Here is a 19336-nt window from a genome sequence, read left to right on the forward strand (position 1 = left end):
ATCCTGGACTGTGGGACACAACTTCTCGGGGGGTGTTGTGGACAGGGACGGTCTCCGCGCCCACCCGGACCATGACTGGCAGCAGGCCGTGGTCCAGGCGCTGTGCGATTCCCCGGTCCTGGGCGACCGGGGCGCCCGCGCGATGCTGGCCGAGCTGATCGGCGACCGGCTGGGGCGGCCGGTGGCCCTGCGGGAACAGGCGACCACGCAGCTGCAGCTGCTCGAACTGGTGCGGTTCTGCGTCCGCGAGGAGATCGCGGCGAACCACGGACTGTCCGCGTTGGCCGACGCGGTGTCACTGCTGGAGGGCCGTAGCCGGACGGCCGACGCCGTCGGTGAGCTCGTAAGGGAGCACGTCGTAAGGGAGAACGTCGTACGAGAGCACGTCGTACGGGAGAACGACGTACGGGCCGCACCACCGCATGCCGCCTCGCACACCGACCTCCCTGTTCACCTGGTTCACCTGTTCCTCTCCTGCGCCGTCACCGACCTCGCATGGGCCTCCTGGATCGCCTGGCACCTGGAGAACGCGGGCGTCGGCGTACGCCTCGACCTCCTCGGCACACCGCTGAGCGGTCTGGAACAGAGAGGTCCGCAACAGTGCGAGCGCGTCCTCGCCCTCCTGTCCCCGGCCTACGCCGGCTCCGAAGCCGTCCAGCAGGCCTGGCAGGCCGTGCACCGCCGGAGCCCCGAGGGCATGGCCGAGTTGCTGGTGCCGGTCATGGTGGAGCCGTGCCGGCCGCCATGGCCGCTGTCCACGGTCGCGTGCACCGACCTCACGGGCCTCGGCGAGGACGCGGCCCGCACCCGGCTCCTCGACGCCGTCGGCGTCACCCGCACCGCCCCCACCAGGCACGCCGCACCTCCGCGCTTCCCCGACCCGGCGGGCCGACGTTGACGGGACAGGGCGGCGCGGGCCGCCACAACCCGGCGTTACGGATACGGGAGCGGATCGGCGAGGAGGCCCTCGACGCACTGCTCGCGGTCCCCGCGCTCCACGACCGCTACGCGCGCGCCCTGCTGACCGATCTGGTGGGCGAGGCGCTGGGGCACCGGGCCGACCTGCGGGAGCAGTCCACCGTGCCGCTGCAGCTGCTGGAACTGTTCCGCTTCTGCACCCGCAATCAGGACGGGCTGTCGGCGCTCGCGCGGAAACTGCAGATGCTGGATCCGGGCTGCCCGCAGGGACCCGTCGTACAACGGCTCGCCGACGAATGGACGGCCGTGGACTCGCTCGACGGCCTGCCGGAGGTCACCGGCTCCTGGGATTTCCTCGGTGCCACCCTGGGCACGCCGGCCATGTCGTACGCCATGCGGAGGGCCCTCGTCCGGACGGCCACCGAGGCCAGGGTCTCCGCACCGCCGCCGCACGCCGACACCTGCTGGCACGACTTCCTGCACATGGCCGGGCAGGGAGCTCCACGGGGCGGGCTGCCACCGTGGATGGTCTACCTCGACCGCGCTGCCGACGCGATGGGCCACCCCGTCGCGGTCGAGCTGCTCGCACGCAACCGGCAGTGGGCCCTGAGCTGCGGCCTGGCCGAGCTGCTCGACCTCGACCGCGCCCGGACTCCGGCGCCCCCGCCGGCGGTCAGGCCGGGCCAGGAGTACCTGGCGATCCACATCGCTCCGGACCCGCTGGAGAACGGGCGCTACACGGTCTCGCACTCCCTCATGTCCGACGCCGGCGGCCCGAACTGGCAGCACGGCGACCCGATGCAGCGGGTGCCGACCGACGGGCTGCAGCACGCCGTGACCCGCGTCATCAAAGCGGTCGAAGGGGGCGGCGGCGACCGGCTGGCCCATGTGTGGCTGGAGTTCGTACTCCCCTTCGAACTGCTCAACCTGCCCGTCGACTGGTGGCCCCGGGACACCACCGAAGTACCGAACGTGCCGCTCGCGGTGGACTACCCGGTGGTCGTGCGCAGCCTGGACCGACTGCAGAACCGGGACTGGTACCGGTTCTGGCGTACCCGCTGGCAGCAGCTGGCGCGCGACGAACACCCGTCGAAGTCGGTGTACGTCAACGTCGCGCACCACAACGGCAACCATCTGCGCGGCCTGGAGGCCCGCCTCGGGGACAACGAGCACTGCGTGGCCCTGGTGCTGAGCGAGCCGCCGCTGCCCGAACACGGCAACGGCCGCCGGGAGCTGCACGCGGCCCTGCGCAGCGGGCTGCCCGTGGTGATCTGGCACCGCGCGGGCCGTTCCACCCAGGAGTTCCGGGGTGTCCTCGACGGGCTCCTCACCGAGGGCCTGTCGCGGTTCCCGGCCAAGGTGGCCGCCTACCGCCGCCGTGCGGCGATCGACGCCGCCGACGACGAGGACGCCGCGCACATCGGCCGCCACCTCGCGGTCCTGTGGGACGACCCCGACCGCAAACCTGTGCGCCCCGAGCCACCGTGACCACGGCCCGCGCGACCACGGACCAGCAGTGCGGACCGGCGCCACCGGTCCGGGCATCGCCACCCCAGTCGTCGTACGGAGGGACGCCGTTCATGCCGCCGAACAGCCAGTCGTGGGGACTGTACCGAGGCACGGGGCTGCCCGGTGCGACAGCGGAGGAGTGGCCTCAGGCACCGGCCTGGCGCAGCTTCGGTGGCGGCCCCGAGCTGCCCCCGCCGCCCGTCGACGACCCGTGCGCCCCCGCGGTGCTGGGCACCATCAGGCAGCCACTGCCCGCTCCGCCGGACGAGGTGGCCCGGGTGAACGTGGCGCTGCACCTGCGCCGCCCCCTGCTCGTCACGGGCGAGCCCGGCACCGGCAAGTCGTCCCTCGCCTACCGCATCAGCGGGGAGCTCGGCCTCGGCCCGGTCCTGCGCTGGCAGATCACTTCCCTGAGCACACTTCGGGAGGGCCTGTACGACGGCGTGTACGACGGCCCGTACAACGGCCCGCACGAGGGCCCGCACGAGGGTCATGACGCGGGCGGGCACGACGGTGGCATCCGGCTCGGGCCCCTGGGGACCGCCTTCCTGCCGTACCGCAGGCCCCGTGTGCTGCTGATCGACCGGCTGGACCGGGCCGAGATCAGTCTGCCCGAGGACCTGTGCACGGTACTGACGGCCGGAGGATTCTCCCTGCCGGACGGAACGGTGCGTTGCCGGGCCTTCCCCGTGGTGGTCATCACCACCACGGGTGAGCGGGATCTGCCATCGGATCTCGTACGCCGCTGTGTGACCCTGCGGACCCAGCGGCCCGGCCCTGACCTGCTGCGCGCCATCGCCGCGAACCGGTTCCCCGCGGAGCACGGCCGTCCCGGCCCGGCGCCGGACGCCGTGGACGCCTTCGTCGAACGGGCCACCGCCGCCGAGGGACCGGTGCTGGAACGGTTCCTGGACGCACTCCGCCTGGCCGCCGACGGTGTCCTCCAGGCCGTGGCGGAGGACGGCAACTGGCAGGAGGCCGTCGACACCCTCTGGCAGTGGACCGCGCCGGAGGAGCCATGACGGAACCCGGCCCGTTTCCCGCGGCGCTCCCGCCGGGGCTTCCGCAGGCCCTGCGGCACATCGGCACCGCGCTCGGCACCACCGCTGTCCGGGACGTGGCGGTGGTGGCCGACGCGGGGCCGACGATGGGGATCTGGCAGCGGACGGTCCACGAGTTCGCCACGGCGCTGCATCGATGCGGGGCCTTCGGCCGGATCACCACGCACGGGCTGCCGTCCGGGCACAGCGCCGACCCCGCGACCCTGCCGCGTCACCGTGCGGGCACCCGGCTGACCCTGCTCCTCACCGACGGCGCGGGCCCCCGCTGGCACACCCACGAGGTGGAACCGCTGCTGCGCCGCTGGGGCCAGTCCGGACCGCTCGCGCTGATCCACCTGCTGCCGCACCCGGTATGGCACACGACGGGGCTGCGCGGCTGGCAGGTGCTGCTGCGCTCGCCCACCCCGGGCGCGGCCAACCACCGGCTGCGGTGGCGGCCCCGCGGCCTGGGCCCCGATCAACAAGGCCTGCCGCCGGCCCACCGTCCCGACGTGGCCGTACCCGTGCTCGAACTCGCCCCCCGCTGGCTGGAGGCCTGGTCCGGCCTGCTGGGCGGGGGCCCGCCGCCGTGGCTGCCGATGACGGTGATGTTCCCCCGCGCGCGCGTACCCGCCGCCGCGGCGGCGGAGCCCGACCCCACCCCGGCGGCCCGGGTGGCGCGTTTCCAGTCGTCCGTGCCCCGGAGCGTGTTCACGCTCGCCACCATGCTCTCCGCGATACCCCTCGACGCCGGGCTGATCGAGGAGGTGCGGGGCGCGCTCCTGTCCGGCACCTCCCTCGCCGATGTCGCGCACCTGCTGGTGCACGGCCTGGTCCGACCGGCCGACCGGGGGCACGCCAGCTTCGCGTTCGCCCCCGGGATCCGCGAGGAGCTGCTGGCCACCGGACGGCGTACCGATGTGGTGCGGGTAGTCGAGTTGATCGGGGATCGCCGGGGATCCGGCGGGGAACACTTGTGGCGACTGCCCCGGTTGCTGCGCGGGGCCGCCGTGCACCGACTCCCGCCGGTCGACGCGGAGTCCGGGCCGTGGCTCATGGCGGAGAGCGCTGTGCTCCACGCCCTGTCCGGGCCGTTCCTGAAGCCGGCGAGGGAGGTCGACGAGGCCCTCGCGGCCGCCCCGGCCGATCGGACCCGCCCGCAGCACGCACAGCACCACGGCACCGCCACCACACCCGAAACATCCACAGCACCCACAGCACCCAGCGATGCCGTCGTCCGGCCCCCGGGCGACGCCGACCGTCGGACCGATCAGGGGAAGAGGAGGCCGGTGATGCCGCAGCAGGCCCCGGCGAGCACGGTGGGCAACGGACGTACCAGGAGCGCGCCCACGATCTGGGGAAACATCCCGCCCAGGAATCCGAACTTCACGGGCCGCGAGGAACTCCTCGACACGCTGCACCAGCGGCTGCTGCGGGAGAAGGCGACCGCCGTGCTGCCCCACACGCTGCACGGCATGGGCGGCGTCGGCAAGAGCCTGCTGGCCGTCGAGTACCTCTACCGTCGTATGGCGGAGTACGACGTGGTCTGGTGGATCTCCGCGGAGCGCAGCGCGCAGATCTCCCTGTCCCTGGTGGAGCTGGCACCGCGCCTGGGCCTGCCGACCGGGTCCGACGTCTCCTCGACCGTCGCCTCGGTCCTGGAGGCGCTGCGCATCGGCGTGCCCCACGCCAACTGGATCCTGGTCTTCGACAACGCCGAAAGCCCGGAATCCGTACGGCAGTTCTTCCCCGCCGGAGGACCGGGCAACATCCTCATCACCTCGCGCAATCCCCAATGGGCCTCCGTCGCCCGGCCGCTGGAGGTCGACGTCTTCATGCGGGAGGAGAGCAAACAGCTGCTGCGCGTACGCGGCCCGGAGATCAGCGACGCCGAGGCCGACCGGCTCGCGGAGGCACTCGGCGACCTGCCGCTCGCCATCGAGCAGGCCGCCGCCTGGCACGCGGAGACGGGCATGCCCGTGGACGAGTACCTGCGGCTGCTCGACGAGAAGCGCGTGGACCTGCTGCGCGGCACCGCGCCGCTCGGCAACCAGCATCCGGTGATAGCGGCCTGGAACATCTCCCTGGACCGGCTGGAGGCCAAGAGCCCGGCCGCGTACCAGCTGCTTCAGGTGTGCTCCTTCTATGCGCCCGAACCCGTCGCGCGGACCATGTTCATGCGGATGCCGCCCAGTCCCATCACCCCCGAGCTGGACGCCGCCCTGGAGGATCCGATCCGGCTCGGCCAGGCCATCCGCGACATCGGCCGCTACTCCCTGGCCCGCTTCGACCACCGCACCAACTCCCTCCAGATGCACCGGCTGGTGCAGGCGGCGCTGCAGTTCCGGATGACCGAGGCGGACCGGTCCACCATGCGGCACGGGGCGCACATGCTGCTGGTGGCGAGCGACCCCAACGACCCCGGCAACGCGCTGCGCTGGGACCGGTACGGCGCGCTCTACCCCCACGTGGTGGTCTCCGGCGCGGTGCAGTCCGACGAGACCTGGGTGCGCAGGCTGGTGGTGAACGAGGTCAAGTACCTCCTTCGCTGGGGCGACTACGAGTCCTGCCTGGAACTCGCCCGTTCCGCGTACGAGAACTGGTCCCGCCGACTGGGCGAGGAACACACCCAGACCTTGCAGATCGCCCGCTGGCTCGGATTCCTCCAGTTCAACATGGGCCGTTACAAGGAAGCCGCCGAGCTCAACGCGACGACGTTGGAGGCCTGTCTCAGGTCGCTGGGCCCCCACCACCAGGACACGTTCGACGCGCTCGGCAACGTCGCCATAGACCACCGCGTGCGCGGCGCGTTCGCCGAGGCCCTCCAACTCTCCGACTCCGTGCACCAGCAGTACGTGCAACTCATCGGTCCGGACGATCCGGAGACCCTGCGGGCCGCGCACAACCTGGGCGTGAGCCTGCGCCTGGTGGGCCAGTTCGGGCGCGCCTACGAACTGGACAAACAGACTCGGCACAACCGCATTCAGACCTTCGGCCAGGACCACGTCGACTCCTTGCGCACCTGGCTGGGGATGATCGTCGACCTGCGTGAACTCGGCGACTACGACACCGCGTTGACCTACCACCGCGAGATCACGGAGCAGGCCACCACACTGCTCGGCGACAGCAATCCGTTCACCCTGTCCTGTGTCCGCCTCCTCGCCGTCGCCCTGCGCAAGGCCGGCGAACACGAGGAGGCGGGAGCGAAGGCGGAACACATCCACTCCGAGCTCGTGCGCCGCTACGGCGATCACAACCCCGAATCCATGGCCGCCACGCTCGAGTTGACCATCCACCTGCGGCACCGGGGAAGCCTGGACGAGGCGCTGCGCCTGGGCACCGAGATCTGCCGTCGCTACGAGGACACCTACGGCAGGCACCATCCGCATGCCCTGTCCGCCGCCGTGAATCTCGCGATCACCTACCGGCTGCTGGGCGACGCGGCGGCCGCACACTACGTAGACGCCGTGGCGCTGGAACAGCTCACGGAGATGCTGGGCGCGACGCACCCCTCGACGCTGGTGTGCCGCACCAATCTCGCGAGCGACCGCTACGCACTCGGCGACCCGGCCGGCGCACTGGACCTCGACACCGAAACGGTGGGCAGGTCGCGGGAGGTCTTCGACGCCGATCACCCCTCCACCCTGGCCTGTGCCGCGAACCTCGCGATGGACCTGCGGGCCGTGGGACGCGTCGAGGAGGCGGAGGCACTGCACGGCGACACCCACAACCGCCTCCTGCGCACCCTGGGCAGCGGCCACCCGGCGGTCGCCCAGGCCTTCGACCGGGACCACCGAGCGGACTGCGACATCGACCCGATGCCGCTGTGACGGACCCCGCGCCGCGATCGTCGAGCACGGCCATCGGCCCGGCCGGTGCGGACGTCGCTACTCCGCGAGCCAGTGGGCCAGGAGCACCGGATCCGGCGGGGTGGGCAGCACATGGCCGATGGCCAGAGCCAGTTCGGGGTGTTCGGTCAGGGCGTTCCCGGCGGCTCGCTCGCCGCACTCGGTCAGCGCCAGGCCCAGACCGGCCCAGGCGGCGGGCCTGGCGCCCGGACCGCTGAGCTCCTCGCCGTACAGCTTGACCGCCGTCGTGGCGTCGCCGTCCACCAGCGCCAGATCGGCGGGGACGACACCCGGCACCTTCCTCGCCGGGTCCTCCGCCACACGCAGGGCGTCGAACTCCCCGGGAGCGACAAGGCTGAGGCGCGCCAGCAACGCGAGCGTGTCCAGTCGGCAGGCCTGCGGGTCGGCCCGCAGCGCGGGCTCGGGATGCCGCGTGACGACGCGCCCGCGCTGCCGGCGCGCGGACCAGGCCTCCGCCAGCTCCTCCGCATGCGCCGTGGGCACCTGAAGATGGTGTGCGCGCCAGGTCGCACGGTGGTGGACCGTCGCGAGGTGCGCGAGGCGCTGTTCGCGTACTCCCACCGGCTCCGCGTGCCAGCCGGTGGTCTGTTCGTCCAGGCTGTCGACCAGCGCGTGCCCCAGTGGGGTGAGCGTGGGGTGCTCGCGCAGGGTCCCGAGCACCCCATGCACGGCGCTGCGCCACAGCGCGTACTCGAAGCCCGCGAGCCCCGCCGCACCTCGTGTGCGCCAGTAGTGCGCGACCCCGGAGAAGGCATAAGCCCCATGCACAAGCCCGCCGAGAGGGCGCGGATCGTCTCGCCAGGGGGCGTAGAACAGCTCGTCACAGTCCTCGAACAGGGGCATGAGGAAGATGAGGCCGTTGAGCAGGGTGTGCCGGAACTCATGAACGACGGCGACGCCCAGCTGCGCCGGGAGGGCATCCTCGTCCTCGTCGGGCTCGGAGAGCAACAGGCACCCGAACGCGTCGCTCGACGAAGCCGCCCGCGCACGCAGGCGCTCGCCCCGCGGCAGCGGAACGACGGAGCGCAACCCCGTGGTCAGGGCCCGGGCGCTGACCACGTGATCGTTCACCAGTACCGGCCACATGCGGGCGAACCAGTTCTGCCAAGAAGCGAACTGCGCGGAGGAAAGCCGTCCCGGCACCGCCAGCGCAGGCACCGGTGCGTAGGGTCCCAGGTCGTCGAGGGTAAGGGTCAGGCGCATACCCGCGTGCTCCGCGCGCAGCCGCCGCTGCCCCTCCCACCCCGGGACGTCGTTCTCCGTATCGTCCGGCAACGTCACGGTGACGTCGCCCGCGGCGACCCGGATCGTGCCATCCTGCCCCCACACCTCGGCGGTGCCCCAGGGCTCGCCACCGACGGTCGCCCGGCCGAGGCCCGGCAGGAACACCCGGCCGTCCCGCACCGGCACGCGCGCGCGGAAGTCGACGCCGGCGGCGATGAACACGGCCGCCGCCAACTGCCCGAGGAACCCCAGTTCCACGCGCAGCGGAGGCTCATCCGCGGTCGCCGCCGGATCCGGGCGGGACAGTCTGCGCAGCAGGCTCGCCGCCCACACACCGACCTGTGGGTCGAGGAGCACCGTCCGGAAGACCGCCGGGTCCGCCCGCTCGGCGGCTTCGAGCAGCGGCCAGGCCCGACGTACGTCGTCGGCGTCCGCTGCCGCGTCGCGGATCGCACGCAACAGCAACAGGCGTCGGCTCGATTCCGCGTCGAGCAGGAAACCGACGGCTTCCTCGTCCTCTGTGACGGAGTTCAGCGCGTCCAGGACGGGTTCGGAAAGGTGGTGACGGCGCATCGGCACGACGATTCCTTGTTCACAGGGCCGTGACTGGGGCACTCCTTGGCAGATCGCGACGGGGCCCTAACTGCCGTCGCTGCCCGCGATGGTGGAGAGAGGGCGACCGACCCGAAGCCTCAGGCGCTCGATCGACGGCCGTAGAACCGCGTCATCAAGGGCCGCGACCTCCTCGAGCGACAGTGCCGACAACGTGGGAAGCCAGGATTGCGGCGCCCCGGACACCGCCGCTTCACGGGAGGTGACGTGTTCCCTCGATGACATGGCGTCACCGTATATCAACGTGCGCTCTCAAGAAACGCAGAACCACGGCACCAACGCGGTGTGCCCGCCCCCGGCGGCGGAGGGCGGGCACACGACCAAAACGTCGATACCAGGACGTCAGCCCATCAGCACCGGCTCACCGTCGGACGCCAGGGCGCCCGCCGCCGGGTTCCCGCTCTCCTGTTCGCCGACCGCGGTGTCCTCCGCCCCCTCGACATGCTGCGCCGGCCGCTTCGGCAGGGCGAACATCAGCAGGAAGATCGCGACCATCACCGCCGCGACCCAGCCCAGCGCGTGCTGGAAGCCGTTGACGAAGGCCGGGCCCACCTGGGCGCGGGTCAAGTGGTCGCCGATCTGGCCGAAGAAGACCACGGACACCAGGCCGAGTCCGAGCGCGTTGCCCATCTGCTGCACGGTGTTGATGAGGCCTGACGCCGAACCGGAGTGCTCGCGCGGGACCTCCGACAGCACCGCGTCGGTCAGCGGGGCCACGATGAAGCCCATGCCCGCGCCCATGACGACCAGCGGAAGCGCCATCTGCCAGGGGGCGATGGACAGGCCGTACCGCTCGGACTCCCAGATGTAGAGCAGTACCCCCACCGCCATGATCAGCGCGCCCGCCTGGAGCACCTTGCGCCCGAATCGCGGGACGAGCAGCTGCACCGACATGCCCGCCGCGGCCGAGACCGCGATCGAGAACGGAACCCCGGTCAGACCCGCCCGCAGCGGACGCCAGCCCAGGCCGACCTGCATGTACAGCGTCCAGACCAGGAAGAAGATACCGAGGCCGACCCCGAAGACGGTCTGGACGGCGATGCCCGCGGCGAAGCTCTTCACCTTGAACAGCGACAGCTCGACCAGCGGCGAACCGTCCCGCGCGGCCTTCCGCCGCTCGTACGCCACCAGCGCCGCGAAGACGAGGAGGGCGCCGCCCATCGACAGATACCCCCACAGCGGCCAGCCCAGCTCACGCCCGCGCGTCAGCGGGTAGAGCAGCATCAGCAGGCCCAGCGTCACGAGGGCCACACCGACGAGGTCGAGCTTGAGGGCCTTCGGGGCCTTGGACTCGCTGATGAAGCGTCGTCCCAGGATCAGCGCGGCGATGCCCACCGGCAGGTTGATGAGGAAGATCGGCCGCCACTCGAGACCGAAGAGGTTCCACTCGGTGAGCAGCGCGCCGAGCAGTGGGCCGGACACGGCACCCAGGCCGACGATCGCTCCGAAGAGACCGAAGACCTTGCCCCGCTCGTTCGCCGGGAAGGTCGCGTGCACGATCGACAGCACCTGCGGCACCATCAGCGCGGCCATCCCGCCCTGCAGGATGCGCGAGGCGACGAGCATCTCCGGGTTCGCGGCGAAGCCGCACAGCGCGGAGGCGATCGTGAAGCCGCCTATGCCGACCAGGAAGAGCCGCTTGCGTCCGTGGATGTCGCCGAGCCGTCCACCGGTGATGAGCCCGGCGGCGAAGGCGAGCGCGTAGCCGGCGGTGATCCACTGGATCTGGCTGAAGGACGCGCCCTCGTCCCGCTGGATCGAGGGAATCGCGATGTTGACGATCGTGACGTCGACCAGGTCCATGAAGGCCGCGGTCATCACGATGGCGAGCGCGAACCAGCGCCGTCGGTCGGCCGCGGCTGCCGGGCCCTTCGGCGGCTCGGCCGGACTGCTGGGAGTGGTCTCGGTGGAGGTCATGGCTTGAAGGTAGACCCCCATTAGGCCAGATCGTGTCCTAGATGTGCGGCACTCTGGGAAACATGACGACGGACACACCGGCCCGGCTCCTCCAGCTGCTCTCCCTGCTCCAGACGCCCCGCGAATGGCCCGGTGGCGAGCTGTCCGAGCGGCTGGGCGTGTCCCGGCGTACCGTCCGCCGCGACATCGACCGGCTCCGGGAGCTGGGTTATCCGGTGCAGGCGACGAAGGGGGCCGACGGCGGGTACCGGCTGGTGGCGGGCAAGGCGATGCCGCCGCTCGTGCTCGACGACGAGGAGGCGGTGGCGATCGCGGTGGGGCTGCGGGCCGGCGCCGGGCACGCGGTCGAGGGCGTCGACGAGGCCTCCGTACGGGCCCTCGCCAAGCTGGAGCAGGTGCTGCCGTCCCGGCTGCGCCACCGTGTGTCCACGCTCCAGGCCGCGACCACTCCGCTGACCAGCGGGGACGGGGCGAGCATCGCGCCCGAGACGCTGACCGTGATCGCCGCGTCGGTGACCGGGCGGGAGCGGCTGCGGTTCGCCTACCGCTCCGGGGACGACACCCCCTCACGACGCCTGGCCGAGCCCTACCGCCTCGTCTCCACCGGCCGTCGCTGGTACCTCGTCGCCTACGACCTCGACCGCGACGACTGGCGCACCTTCCGCGTCGACCGGATCGCCGAGCCCTGCGCGACCGGCGTCCGTTTCACGCCACGCGAACTGCCGACGGGGAACGCGGCCGAGTACCTGCGGCAGTCGATGTACGGGCGCCAGGAGACGTACGACTTCGAGGTCGCCTTCGCCGCGCCCGCCGCGTTCGTCGCGGCCCGCCTGCCCAAGTGGTTCGGCGCGCCCGAGCCGATCGACGAGCGCAACTGCCTGCTGCGTTCCTCCGCCGGGGACTCCGTGGAGTGGCTGGCGGTACGGCTCGCGATGGTCGACTGCGAGTTCACGGTACGGCGGCCGGCGGAACTGGTGGAGTGCGTACGGGAGTGGGGCGGGCGCCTGACTCGGGCGGCGGGCGGCTCGGAAGACGGGTCGGGGGGTGCCTCGGAGGGCGGGTCGGAGGGCGGTCGCCGGGAAGGGCGCGGCGTCAGGGCCGGGTGAGCCCCGCGCGGGCCGCACCGGTCCGCGGCGCGCTCACACGGTGCCCAGGGGAAGTCATACGGTGCCCAGGGGAAGTCACGCGGTGCCCCAGGGGAAGTCACGCAGCGCTTCCAGATGACGTACCGCGAGCGCGACTGGTCCTGCCGGACCGTCGGCCGGCTCGTCACCGGCGGCCCAGGCCTCCACCGCCACCCGAACCGCCGCACCGGCCACGGCGGCACCGAGCCGGAACTCCGCCCCGCCGCCCGCCACGGAAGCCCTCGCCTCCAATACCCGCGCCAGCGTCCGTTCCGCCCCCTGACACGCCTCGCCCCACACCCTCAGCAGCGCCGGGCTCCCCTCGGCCAACCGGAGCAGAGCGCGGACCCGGTCCATGGACTCCGGTCGCACCCCGACGCCCGGGGTGAGGGTCTGGACGACGGCGTGACGAAGAGCCTCCGGCACGGACAGGTCGGCCGGGGCGTCACGTACGGCCTCGGCCCACTTCTCGACGCCCGCGGAGAAGAGCGGGGCGAGGCACTCTTCCTTGCCGGCGAAGTAGCGGTAGAAGGTGCGTGGCGCGACACCGGCGGCGCGGGCGATGTCCTCGGCTCGGGTGGCACGCAGACCCTGCCTCATGAAGAGCCCGGCCGCGGCCCGCGCGATCTCCATCCGGGTGGCGGCCTTGCGTCGCTCCGTGAGCGAGAGCCCGGAAGCGGCGGCCGCGCGGTCGGTACCGGTCACGGACGGCAGGCTATGCCCCTGTGGCACAATCTGCCATCCGGGTCACCCCGGGGTTCAGGTACGGGGTGGCCCGTCGGCCTGCCCGAAAACCACCGCTCCCCCGGAGCGAGTCCCGGACGAACCCTGCGCAAAAAGGAGCCGAGCCCCGGCGCCAGGGGGGGAAAGGCGCCGAAGCTCGGCTCTGGAGAGTCCCGGCGCGGGGGGGGGAGTGCGTCGGGACTCGGTTCTGGGGGGTCTTGGGGCTGCGCCCCGGGACCCTGAACCCTGGGCCCTGAAGTCTTGTGCCCAGAGCCCAGCGAGTTAAGCGGCGTTACATGGCCATGTCCGGTCGACTTATGGCCGACCTCGGGCCATCGGACCCCGTCAGATCCGTCGAACCCGTACGAACCATACGTGGCACACCAACCACATGAACCACGCAAACCGCACTAACCGTGGACATTCTTAAGCCGCCGCGTCAAAACCGGTGTCGCGGGCCAGCTTCTTCAGCTCCAGCAGCGCGTGCTTCTCGATCTGGCGGATGCGCTCACGGGTGAGCCCGTGCTCCTTGCCGACTTCCGTGAGCGTGCGCTCCCGGCCGTCGTCGATGCCGTACCGCATCTTGATGATCGAGGCCGTGCGCTGGTCGAGGCGGCCGATCAGGTCGTCGAGCTCCTCGCTGCGCAGCAGGGTGAGGACGGACTGCTCGGGCGAGACCGCAGAGGTGTCCTCGAGGAGGTCACCGAACTGGGTGTCACCGTCGTCGTCCACCGACATGTTCAGCGAGACCGGGTCGCGCGCCCAGTCCAGGACGTCCGTCACACGCTCCGGGGTCGAGTCCAGCTCGGCGGCGATCTCCGCGTGCTCGGGCTCGCGCCCGTTCTTGCGGTTGAACTCGCGCTGCACGCGACGGATCCGGCCCAGCTCCTCGACCAGGTGCACGGGGAGGCGGATCGTGCGCGACTGGTCGGCGATGGAGCGGGTGATGGCCTGACGGATCCACCACGTGGCGTACGTCGAGAACTTGAAGCCCTTGCGGTAGTCGAACTTCTCGACCGCGCGCACCAGGCCCGCGTTGCCCTCCTGGATCAGGTCGAGCAGGGGCAGGCCGCTACGGGGATACCGCCGGGCCACGGCGACGACCAGCCGCAGGTTGGAGCGGATGAAGACATCCTTGGCCCGCTCCCCCTCGGCGACCAGCGCCTCGAGCTCCTCGCGGGTCGCGTCCGCCTTGGGGGGATCGACCTCGTCGTCGAGGATCTGCCGGGCGAACACACCCGCCTCGATGATCTGGGACAGCTCGACTTCCTTGGCGGCGTCGAGCAGCGGCGTACGCGCGATCTCGTCGAGGTACATGCCGACCAGGTCGCGGTCGGCGATTTCGCCGCCTACGGCGCGAACACTGCGTGCCGCGTCGGTGGTCTCGCCGGTGGCGGACTGACGACGGGCGACGGCACGGGTTGCCATGCGTGCTCCCTTGCGATGGTGGGCTTGCGGGTCCTAGTGGCGGCTCGGACACTCTTCCGAGTGCCCGGCATCCGAAGGAAACAACGACTGGAATCCGGACAGAATTCCCAACCCGCCCCTCTATTTTTCTGATCATGCAGTACCCTGTGCCGCCACAGCGGGAGGCCGGATGTCAACGGAACGTACAGAGGCGCAGGTCAGGCCGGGAGTCGAGGCCGACCTCGACGCCCTCACGGCCATCTACAACCACTACATTCGCGAGACGCCCATCACCTTCGACACTGCCGTCTTCACCCCGGAAGAGCGCCGCCCTTGGCTGCTCTCCCACCCTGAAGACGGCCCGCACCGCCTGATGGTTGCCACGGACACGGACTCACAGGAGGTTCCCGGGAACGCACAGCGAATTCTGGGATACGCCACGTCCAGCGCCTTCCGCCCCAGGCCCGCCTACGACACCTCCGTCGCGGTCAGCATCTACCTCGCCCCCGACGCGGGCGGCCGGGGCGTCGGCACGCTGCTCTACAAGTCCCTCTTCGAGGCGCTCAGCGACGAGGGCGTGCACCGCGCCTACGCGGGCATCGCCCAGCCCAACGAAGCGTCCGTGCGGCTGCACGAACGCTTCGGGTTCCGGCATGTCGGTACGTACCGGGAGGTGGGCCGGAAGTTCGGCCGGTACTGGGATGTCGCCTGGTACGAGAAGGACCTCTAGATCAGCCGAACTGCACCGACCGCTTGGCCAGCCCCATCCAGAACCCGTCGATCACCGAACGCTGCTCGTCCAGCTCGCCCGTGGCGTCCGCCGCGCCCATCGTCACGAAGAGCGGGGCGAAGTGCTCGGTACGGGGGTGGGCGAGCAGGCCGGCCGGGGACTTGTGACCGAAGTCGAGCAGGGCGTCCCAGTCACGGGCGTCCAGAGCGCGGTGGCCCCAGTCGTCGAACTCGACCGACCAGGAGGGGACGCCGCCCTGGCGCAGCGCGGCCAGGTTGTGGGTGAAGAAGCCTGAGCCCACGATCAGGACACCCTCGTCGCGCAGCGGCGCCAGCTTGCGTCCGATCTCCATCAGCTTCACCGGATCGAGGGTCGGCATGGAGATCTGCAGGACAGGGATGTCGGCGTCGGGGAACATCTCGACCAAGGGGACGTAGGCGCCGTGGTCGAGGCCCCGGTCGGGGATGTCCTGGACGGGAACGCCCGGGGCGCGCAGCAGCTTCCTTACGGACTCGGCGAGTTGGGGGGCGCCGGGAGCCTCGTACCGGACCTGGTAGTAGTGCTCGGGGAAGCCCCAGAAGTCGTAGACGAGCGGTACGGTCTGGACCGCGCCGAGGGCCAGCGGGGCCTCCTCCCAGTGGGCGGAGACCATCAGGATCGCCTTGGGGCGAGGCAGTTCGGCGGACCAGGCGGCCAGCTCTCCGGGCCAGATCGGGTCGTCGGCGAGCGGCGGAGCGCCATGACTGAGGTAGAGGGCGGGCATGCGCTTCCGCGGGGCACGCCCTTCGGTGACGGCAGACGTGGCGACAGACATGGCGGCTGCTCCCTCCGGGGGGCCATCGTAAGACTGATGGGGAAGTTATTTGAAGTCTCAAGCTTCCACCCAGAACCATACTCCCGATTTGTTTAATATTCAAGAAGGGGCTCGTACAGTGGAGTCCATGACTACGGCATCCGCATCCGCTGAAGAGCCGCGTTGGCTCACCGACGAGGAACAGCGCACCTGGCGTGCGTACATGAACGCCGCCACCCTCCTCGAGGACCATCTCGACCGTCAGCTGCAGCGCGACGCGGGCATGCCGCACGTCTACTACGGTCTGCTCGTCCAGCTCGTCGAGGCGCCGCGCAGAAGGATGCGCATGACCGAGCTGGCCATGAACGCGAAGATCACCCGCTCGCGCCTCTCGCACGCGATCGCCCGCCTGGAGAAGAACGGGTGGGTGCGCCGCGAGGACTGTCCCTCCGACAAGCGGGGCCAGTTCGCCGTCCTCACCGACGCCGGTTACGAGGTGCTGAGCAAGGCCGCGCCGGGCCATGTCGACGCCGTACGACAGGCCTTCTTCGACCGGCTCACCTCCGAACAGCACAAGGCCCTCGGCGAGGCCATGCGGATCATCGCCGAGGGGCTGCAGCCGACGGACGCGGGTGCGGATCTGCCTTGGCTGCGTTGAGCGGACCTGCCTTGGCTGCGTTGAGCGGATCTGCCTTGACTGCGTTGAGCGGGCTGACGAACTGACAGGCCGAAGGGTTGACGGGTTGACCCGGGAGGTGGACGCGGGTCCGCCCCGGTCCCGATGAACTCGGAACCGGGGCGGACCCTGGGAATCGTACGGGCGAGGCGTCCCCACCCCGCGCCCGCACTCGAAGCACCTGAAGCACCGGAGGTACCAGCGGCGGTACGGGCGGTACGGGTGATCAGTGGGCGATCACCGGCACCTTGACCTCGTCCTCGGCACCGTCGCCCGCGCCGGAGGCCGCGGACATGTCCGGGCGGCCGGTGTTGACGAGGGTCGCGGCGATCGTGGCCGCGACCACCAGGATGCCGACGGCGAACCAGATGGCGTTGGTGTAGCCGTTCACCATGCCCTGCAGCTGGACGAGCTGCTGCTGCGGCTTGGAGGCGGCACCGGCGATGTGGTCCTTGATGTACGAGGTGGTCGCCGAGGCGGCGATCGTGTTCAGCAGGGCCGTACCGATCGCGCCACCCACCTGCTGCGAGGTGTTGACCATCGCGGAGGCGACACCGGCGTCCTTCGGCTGGACACCGTACGTGGCCAGGGACATGGCGGGCATGAACGCCGTACCCATACCGAGGCCGAGCAGCAGCTGGGCCGGGAGCAGCAGACCCGCGTAGGAGGAGTTGATCTCCATCTGGGTCAGCAGCAGCATGCCCACGGCGGCCAGGGCGAAGCCCGGTGCCATCAGCAGCCGCGGCGGGACGCGGGTCATCAGACGGGCGCCGATCTGGGTGGAGCCCGTGATCATGCCCGCGATCATCGGCAGGAAGGCGAAGCCGGTCTTGACCGGCGAGTAGCCCTTCACGATCTGCAGGTAGTAGGTCAGGAAGAGGAACAGACCGAACATCGCGATGATCGCGAGGCCGAGCGAGAGGTAGACACCGCCACGGTTGCGCTCCGTGATGACGCGCAGGGGCAGCAGCGGGGCCTTGACCTTGGACTCGGTGAACACGAAGGCCGCGAGCAGCACCGCCGAGGCGACGAACAGACCGATGGTGGTGGAGTCGCTCCAGCCGTTGGACTCGGCACGGGTGAAGCCGTAGACCAGGGAGACCAGACCCAGGGTGGAGAGGATGACACCGGGGATGTCGAGCGGCGAGCGGTTGCGGCCACCGGCCGGCTCACGGATGACGAAGTACGCGCCCAGGGCGGCGATGATCGCGAACGGGATGTTCACGAAGAACGTCCAGCGCCAGTTCAGGTACTCGGTGAGGAAACCGCCGAGGATCAGGCCGACGGCGCCACCGCCACCGGCGATCGCACCGTAGATGCCGAACGCCTTGGCGCGCTCCTTGGCGTCGGTGAACATCACCGCGAGCAGCGAGAGCGCGGCGGGGGCCAGGAGAGCACCGAAGGCACCCTGCAGGGCGCGGGCGCCGAGCAGCATCGCCTCGCTCTGCGCGGCGCCGCCGATGGCGGAGGCGCCCGCGAAGCCGATCAGACCGGTGACGAAGGTGCGCTTGCGGCCCCACAGGTCGGCGATACGGCCGCCGAAGAGCAGCAGACCGCCGAAGGCGAGGGCGTAGGCCGTGATGACCCACTGACGGTTGCCGTCCGATATACCCAGGTCCTGCTGGGCGGAGGGCAGCGCGATGTTCACGATGGTCGCGTCGAGGACGACCATCAGCTGGGCGAGCGCGATGAACGCGAGCGCTTTCCAGCGGTTGCTGTGTGCGTCGGCGAGTTCGGCCGCCGACTTTGCCGAGGCTGAGGTGCCTGTTTCAGACATGGGGATACCCACTCCGGTACTTCGCAGTGAAAAAGGTGAGGGAAGGTCACGGGAGCCGGCGGCTCGTCTTCGTCGACGGCCGCAAGCCTCCGGAAGCTTGTCGGACTAAGGACTGGCGCTGTGCGCCGATCTCATCGGTCAGGGTGGCTGCTGGCTGGTCAGGCTGTTCGCAGATCCTCCACGGTGGCCGCCACTCCGGGCAGTACGGAGCGGGCCGGTGCCCGCAGACCGTCCAGGAACAGCTGCAGATGACGGTGCACGAAACGGTCGATGCCCTCGCACGCGGTGCCGGGCAGCGGCCGGGTGAGCTGGCTGACGGCGACCAGGAGGTCACCTGACTCGACGTCGGGACGCAACTGTCCGGCCTCGCGGGCGCGCCTCATCAGCGCGTCGACCATCTCCGTGGTCCGCTCGCGTGCGGCGAACAGATCCGGGTGGTGCTGGTCGAAGGCTTCGGAGAGCATGGGGCACAGGGCGCCGATCCGCTCGTCCGCCGCGAAGTGCACGAAGTCGCTCAGCGCCTGGAAGGCGTCGCCGCCCTCCACAAGAGCCGACTCGATCCACTCCGACGTGCGGTCCATGACCGAGCAGACGACCTCCCGCGCGAGCGCGTCGCGGTCCGGGAAGTTGCGGTACACCGTGGCGTTGCCGACACCGGCGCGGCGGGCGATCTCGTCGAACGGCACGTCGGGGCCGAACTCGACGAACATCTCACGCGCGGCGGCGACGATCCGCTCCCGGTTGCGCAGGGCATCGGCGCGGGGCCGGGGCACGCGACGCTTCACGGGGGTGGCGGTCTCCACGGCGTACTCCTCAGATGTAGGTAGGAAGACTGTGGCGCGATCCGGGGAATCCGTCCCCGTTTCACTCGGACACATGGCTAAACGGGGAAACGGTCCCCGGTTATTTCCCGCATTCCCAGAGATCTGATGTGACCTGCGTCACTGGGTGGTGGGGGGTGTGGGGGGGCTGGCGTTGGGGGTGGGGCGCGGCCCGACGTCCGGTGCGGTGGGTGGC

The 19336-nt window shown here is 70.9% G+C and carries 14 protein-coding genes; 7 read left to right on the top strand and 7 right to left on the bottom strand.

Annotated elements, in window-relative coordinates; all coding sequences use genetic code 11:
- Positions 1-37 precede the first annotated feature (37 nt).
- The 4 genes from ACZ7M2_RS18910 to fxsT all read left to right on the top strand — a co-directional run bounded on the left by ACZ7M2_RS18910 (position 38) and on the right by fxsT (position 7297).
- Positions 38-898, top strand: a complete 861-nt coding sequence (locus ACZ7M2_RS18910) for a TIR domain-containing protein (protein WP_471596211.1) — start codon at positions 38-40, stop codon at positions 896-898.
- On the top strand, positions 895-2406 hold the full coding sequence (locus tag ACZ7M2_RS18915) for a VMAP-C domain-containing protein (RefSeq protein WP_471596212.1): 1512 nt from the start codon (positions 895-897) through the stop codon (positions 2404-2406). Before ACZ7M2_RS18910 ends, ACZ7M2_RS18915 begins: the two co-directional genes overlap by 4 nt.
- 92 nt (positions 2407-2498) lie before the next feature.
- On the top strand, positions 2499-3449 hold the full coding sequence (locus ACZ7M2_RS18920) for an AAA family ATPase (protein ID WP_471596213.1): 951 nt from the start codon (positions 2499-2501) through the stop codon (positions 3447-3449).
- A complete protein-coding gene (fxsT, locus tag ACZ7M2_RS18925) occupies positions 3446-7297 on the top strand; it encodes an FxSxx-COOH system tetratricopeptide repeat protein (RefSeq protein ID WP_471596214.1) in 3852 nt (1283 codons plus the stop codon). The genes ACZ7M2_RS18920 and fxsT overlap by 4 nt, the downstream gene beginning before the upstream one ends.
- 57 nt (positions 7298-7354) lie before the next feature.
- On the opposite strand, the gene ACZ7M2_RS18930 is transcribed toward fxsT, so the two are convergent.
- Both ACZ7M2_RS18930 and ACZ7M2_RS18935 read right to left on the bottom strand, forming a co-directional pair.
- A complete protein-coding gene (locus ACZ7M2_RS18930; RefSeq protein WP_471596525.1) occupies positions 7355-9133 on the bottom strand; it encodes an HEXXH motif domain-containing protein in 1779 nt (592 codons plus the stop codon).
- Between the two features lie 381 nt (positions 9134-9514).
- Positions 9515-11089: an MFS transporter gene (locus tag ACZ7M2_RS18935; protein ID WP_471596215.1), complete on the bottom strand. Its 1575-nt coding sequence runs from the start codon at positions 11087-11089 to the stop codon at positions 9515-9517.
- 62 nt (positions 11090-11151) lie between these two features.
- Between ACZ7M2_RS18935 and ACZ7M2_RS18940 the strand changes: the two genes are divergently transcribed.
- Positions 11152-12195, top strand: a complete 1044-nt coding sequence (locus ACZ7M2_RS18940) for a helix-turn-helix transcriptional regulator (RefSeq protein WP_471596216.1) — start codon at positions 11152-11154, stop codon at positions 12193-12195.
- A gap of 75 nt (positions 12196-12270) precedes the next feature.
- Here ACZ7M2_RS18940 and ACZ7M2_RS18945 read toward each other — a convergent pair whose 3' ends face one another.
- Both ACZ7M2_RS18945 and ACZ7M2_RS18950 read right to left on the bottom strand, forming a co-directional pair.
- Complete coding sequence (locus ACZ7M2_RS18945) at positions 12271-12846, bottom strand: TetR family transcriptional regulator (protein ID WP_471596526.1); 576 nt, start codon at positions 12844-12846, stop codon at positions 12271-12273.
- 516 nt (positions 12847-13362) lie between these two features.
- A complete protein-coding gene (locus ACZ7M2_RS18950; RefSeq protein ID WP_471596217.1) occupies positions 13363-14364 on the bottom strand; it encodes a sigma-70 family RNA polymerase sigma factor in 1002 nt (333 codons plus the stop codon).
- Positions 14365-14533: 169 nt separating this feature from the next.
- On the opposite strand from ACZ7M2_RS18950, the gene ACZ7M2_RS18955 reads away from it, so the two are divergent.
- A complete protein-coding gene (locus ACZ7M2_RS18955) occupies positions 14534-15073 on the top strand; it encodes a GNAT family N-acetyltransferase (protein ID WP_471596218.1) in 540 nt (179 codons plus the stop codon).
- A 1-nt stretch (position 15074) separates the two neighbouring features.
- Here the strand turns inward: ACZ7M2_RS18955 and ACZ7M2_RS18960 are convergent, their stop codons facing one another.
- A complete protein-coding gene (locus tag ACZ7M2_RS18960; protein WP_471596219.1) occupies positions 15075-15887 on the bottom strand; it encodes a dioxygenase family protein in 813 nt (270 codons plus the stop codon).
- 127 nt (positions 15888-16014) lie between these two features.
- Here ACZ7M2_RS18960 and ACZ7M2_RS18965 point away from each other — a divergent pair, with 127 nt between their 5' ends.
- Entirely contained in the window at positions 16015-16524 is a 510-nt protein-coding gene (locus ACZ7M2_RS18965; protein WP_471596220.1) for a MarR family winged helix-turn-helix transcriptional regulator, read from the top strand.
- A 244-nt stretch (positions 16525-16768) separates the two neighbouring features.
- On the opposite strand, the gene ACZ7M2_RS18970 is transcribed toward ACZ7M2_RS18965, so the two are convergent.
- Complete coding sequence (locus ACZ7M2_RS18970; RefSeq protein ID WP_352044265.1) at positions 16769-18319, bottom strand: MFS transporter; 1551 nt, start codon at positions 18317-18319, stop codon at positions 16769-16771.
- Positions 18320-18477: 158 nt separating this feature from the next.
- Positions 18478-19122: a TetR/AcrR family transcriptional regulator gene (locus ACZ7M2_RS18975; protein WP_352044264.1), complete on the bottom strand. Its 645-nt coding sequence runs from the start codon at positions 19120-19122 to the stop codon at positions 18478-18480.
- Positions 19123-19336: the final 214 nt, after the last annotated feature.

Source organism: Streptomyces sp. NPDC111507, from assembly GCF_055638955.1.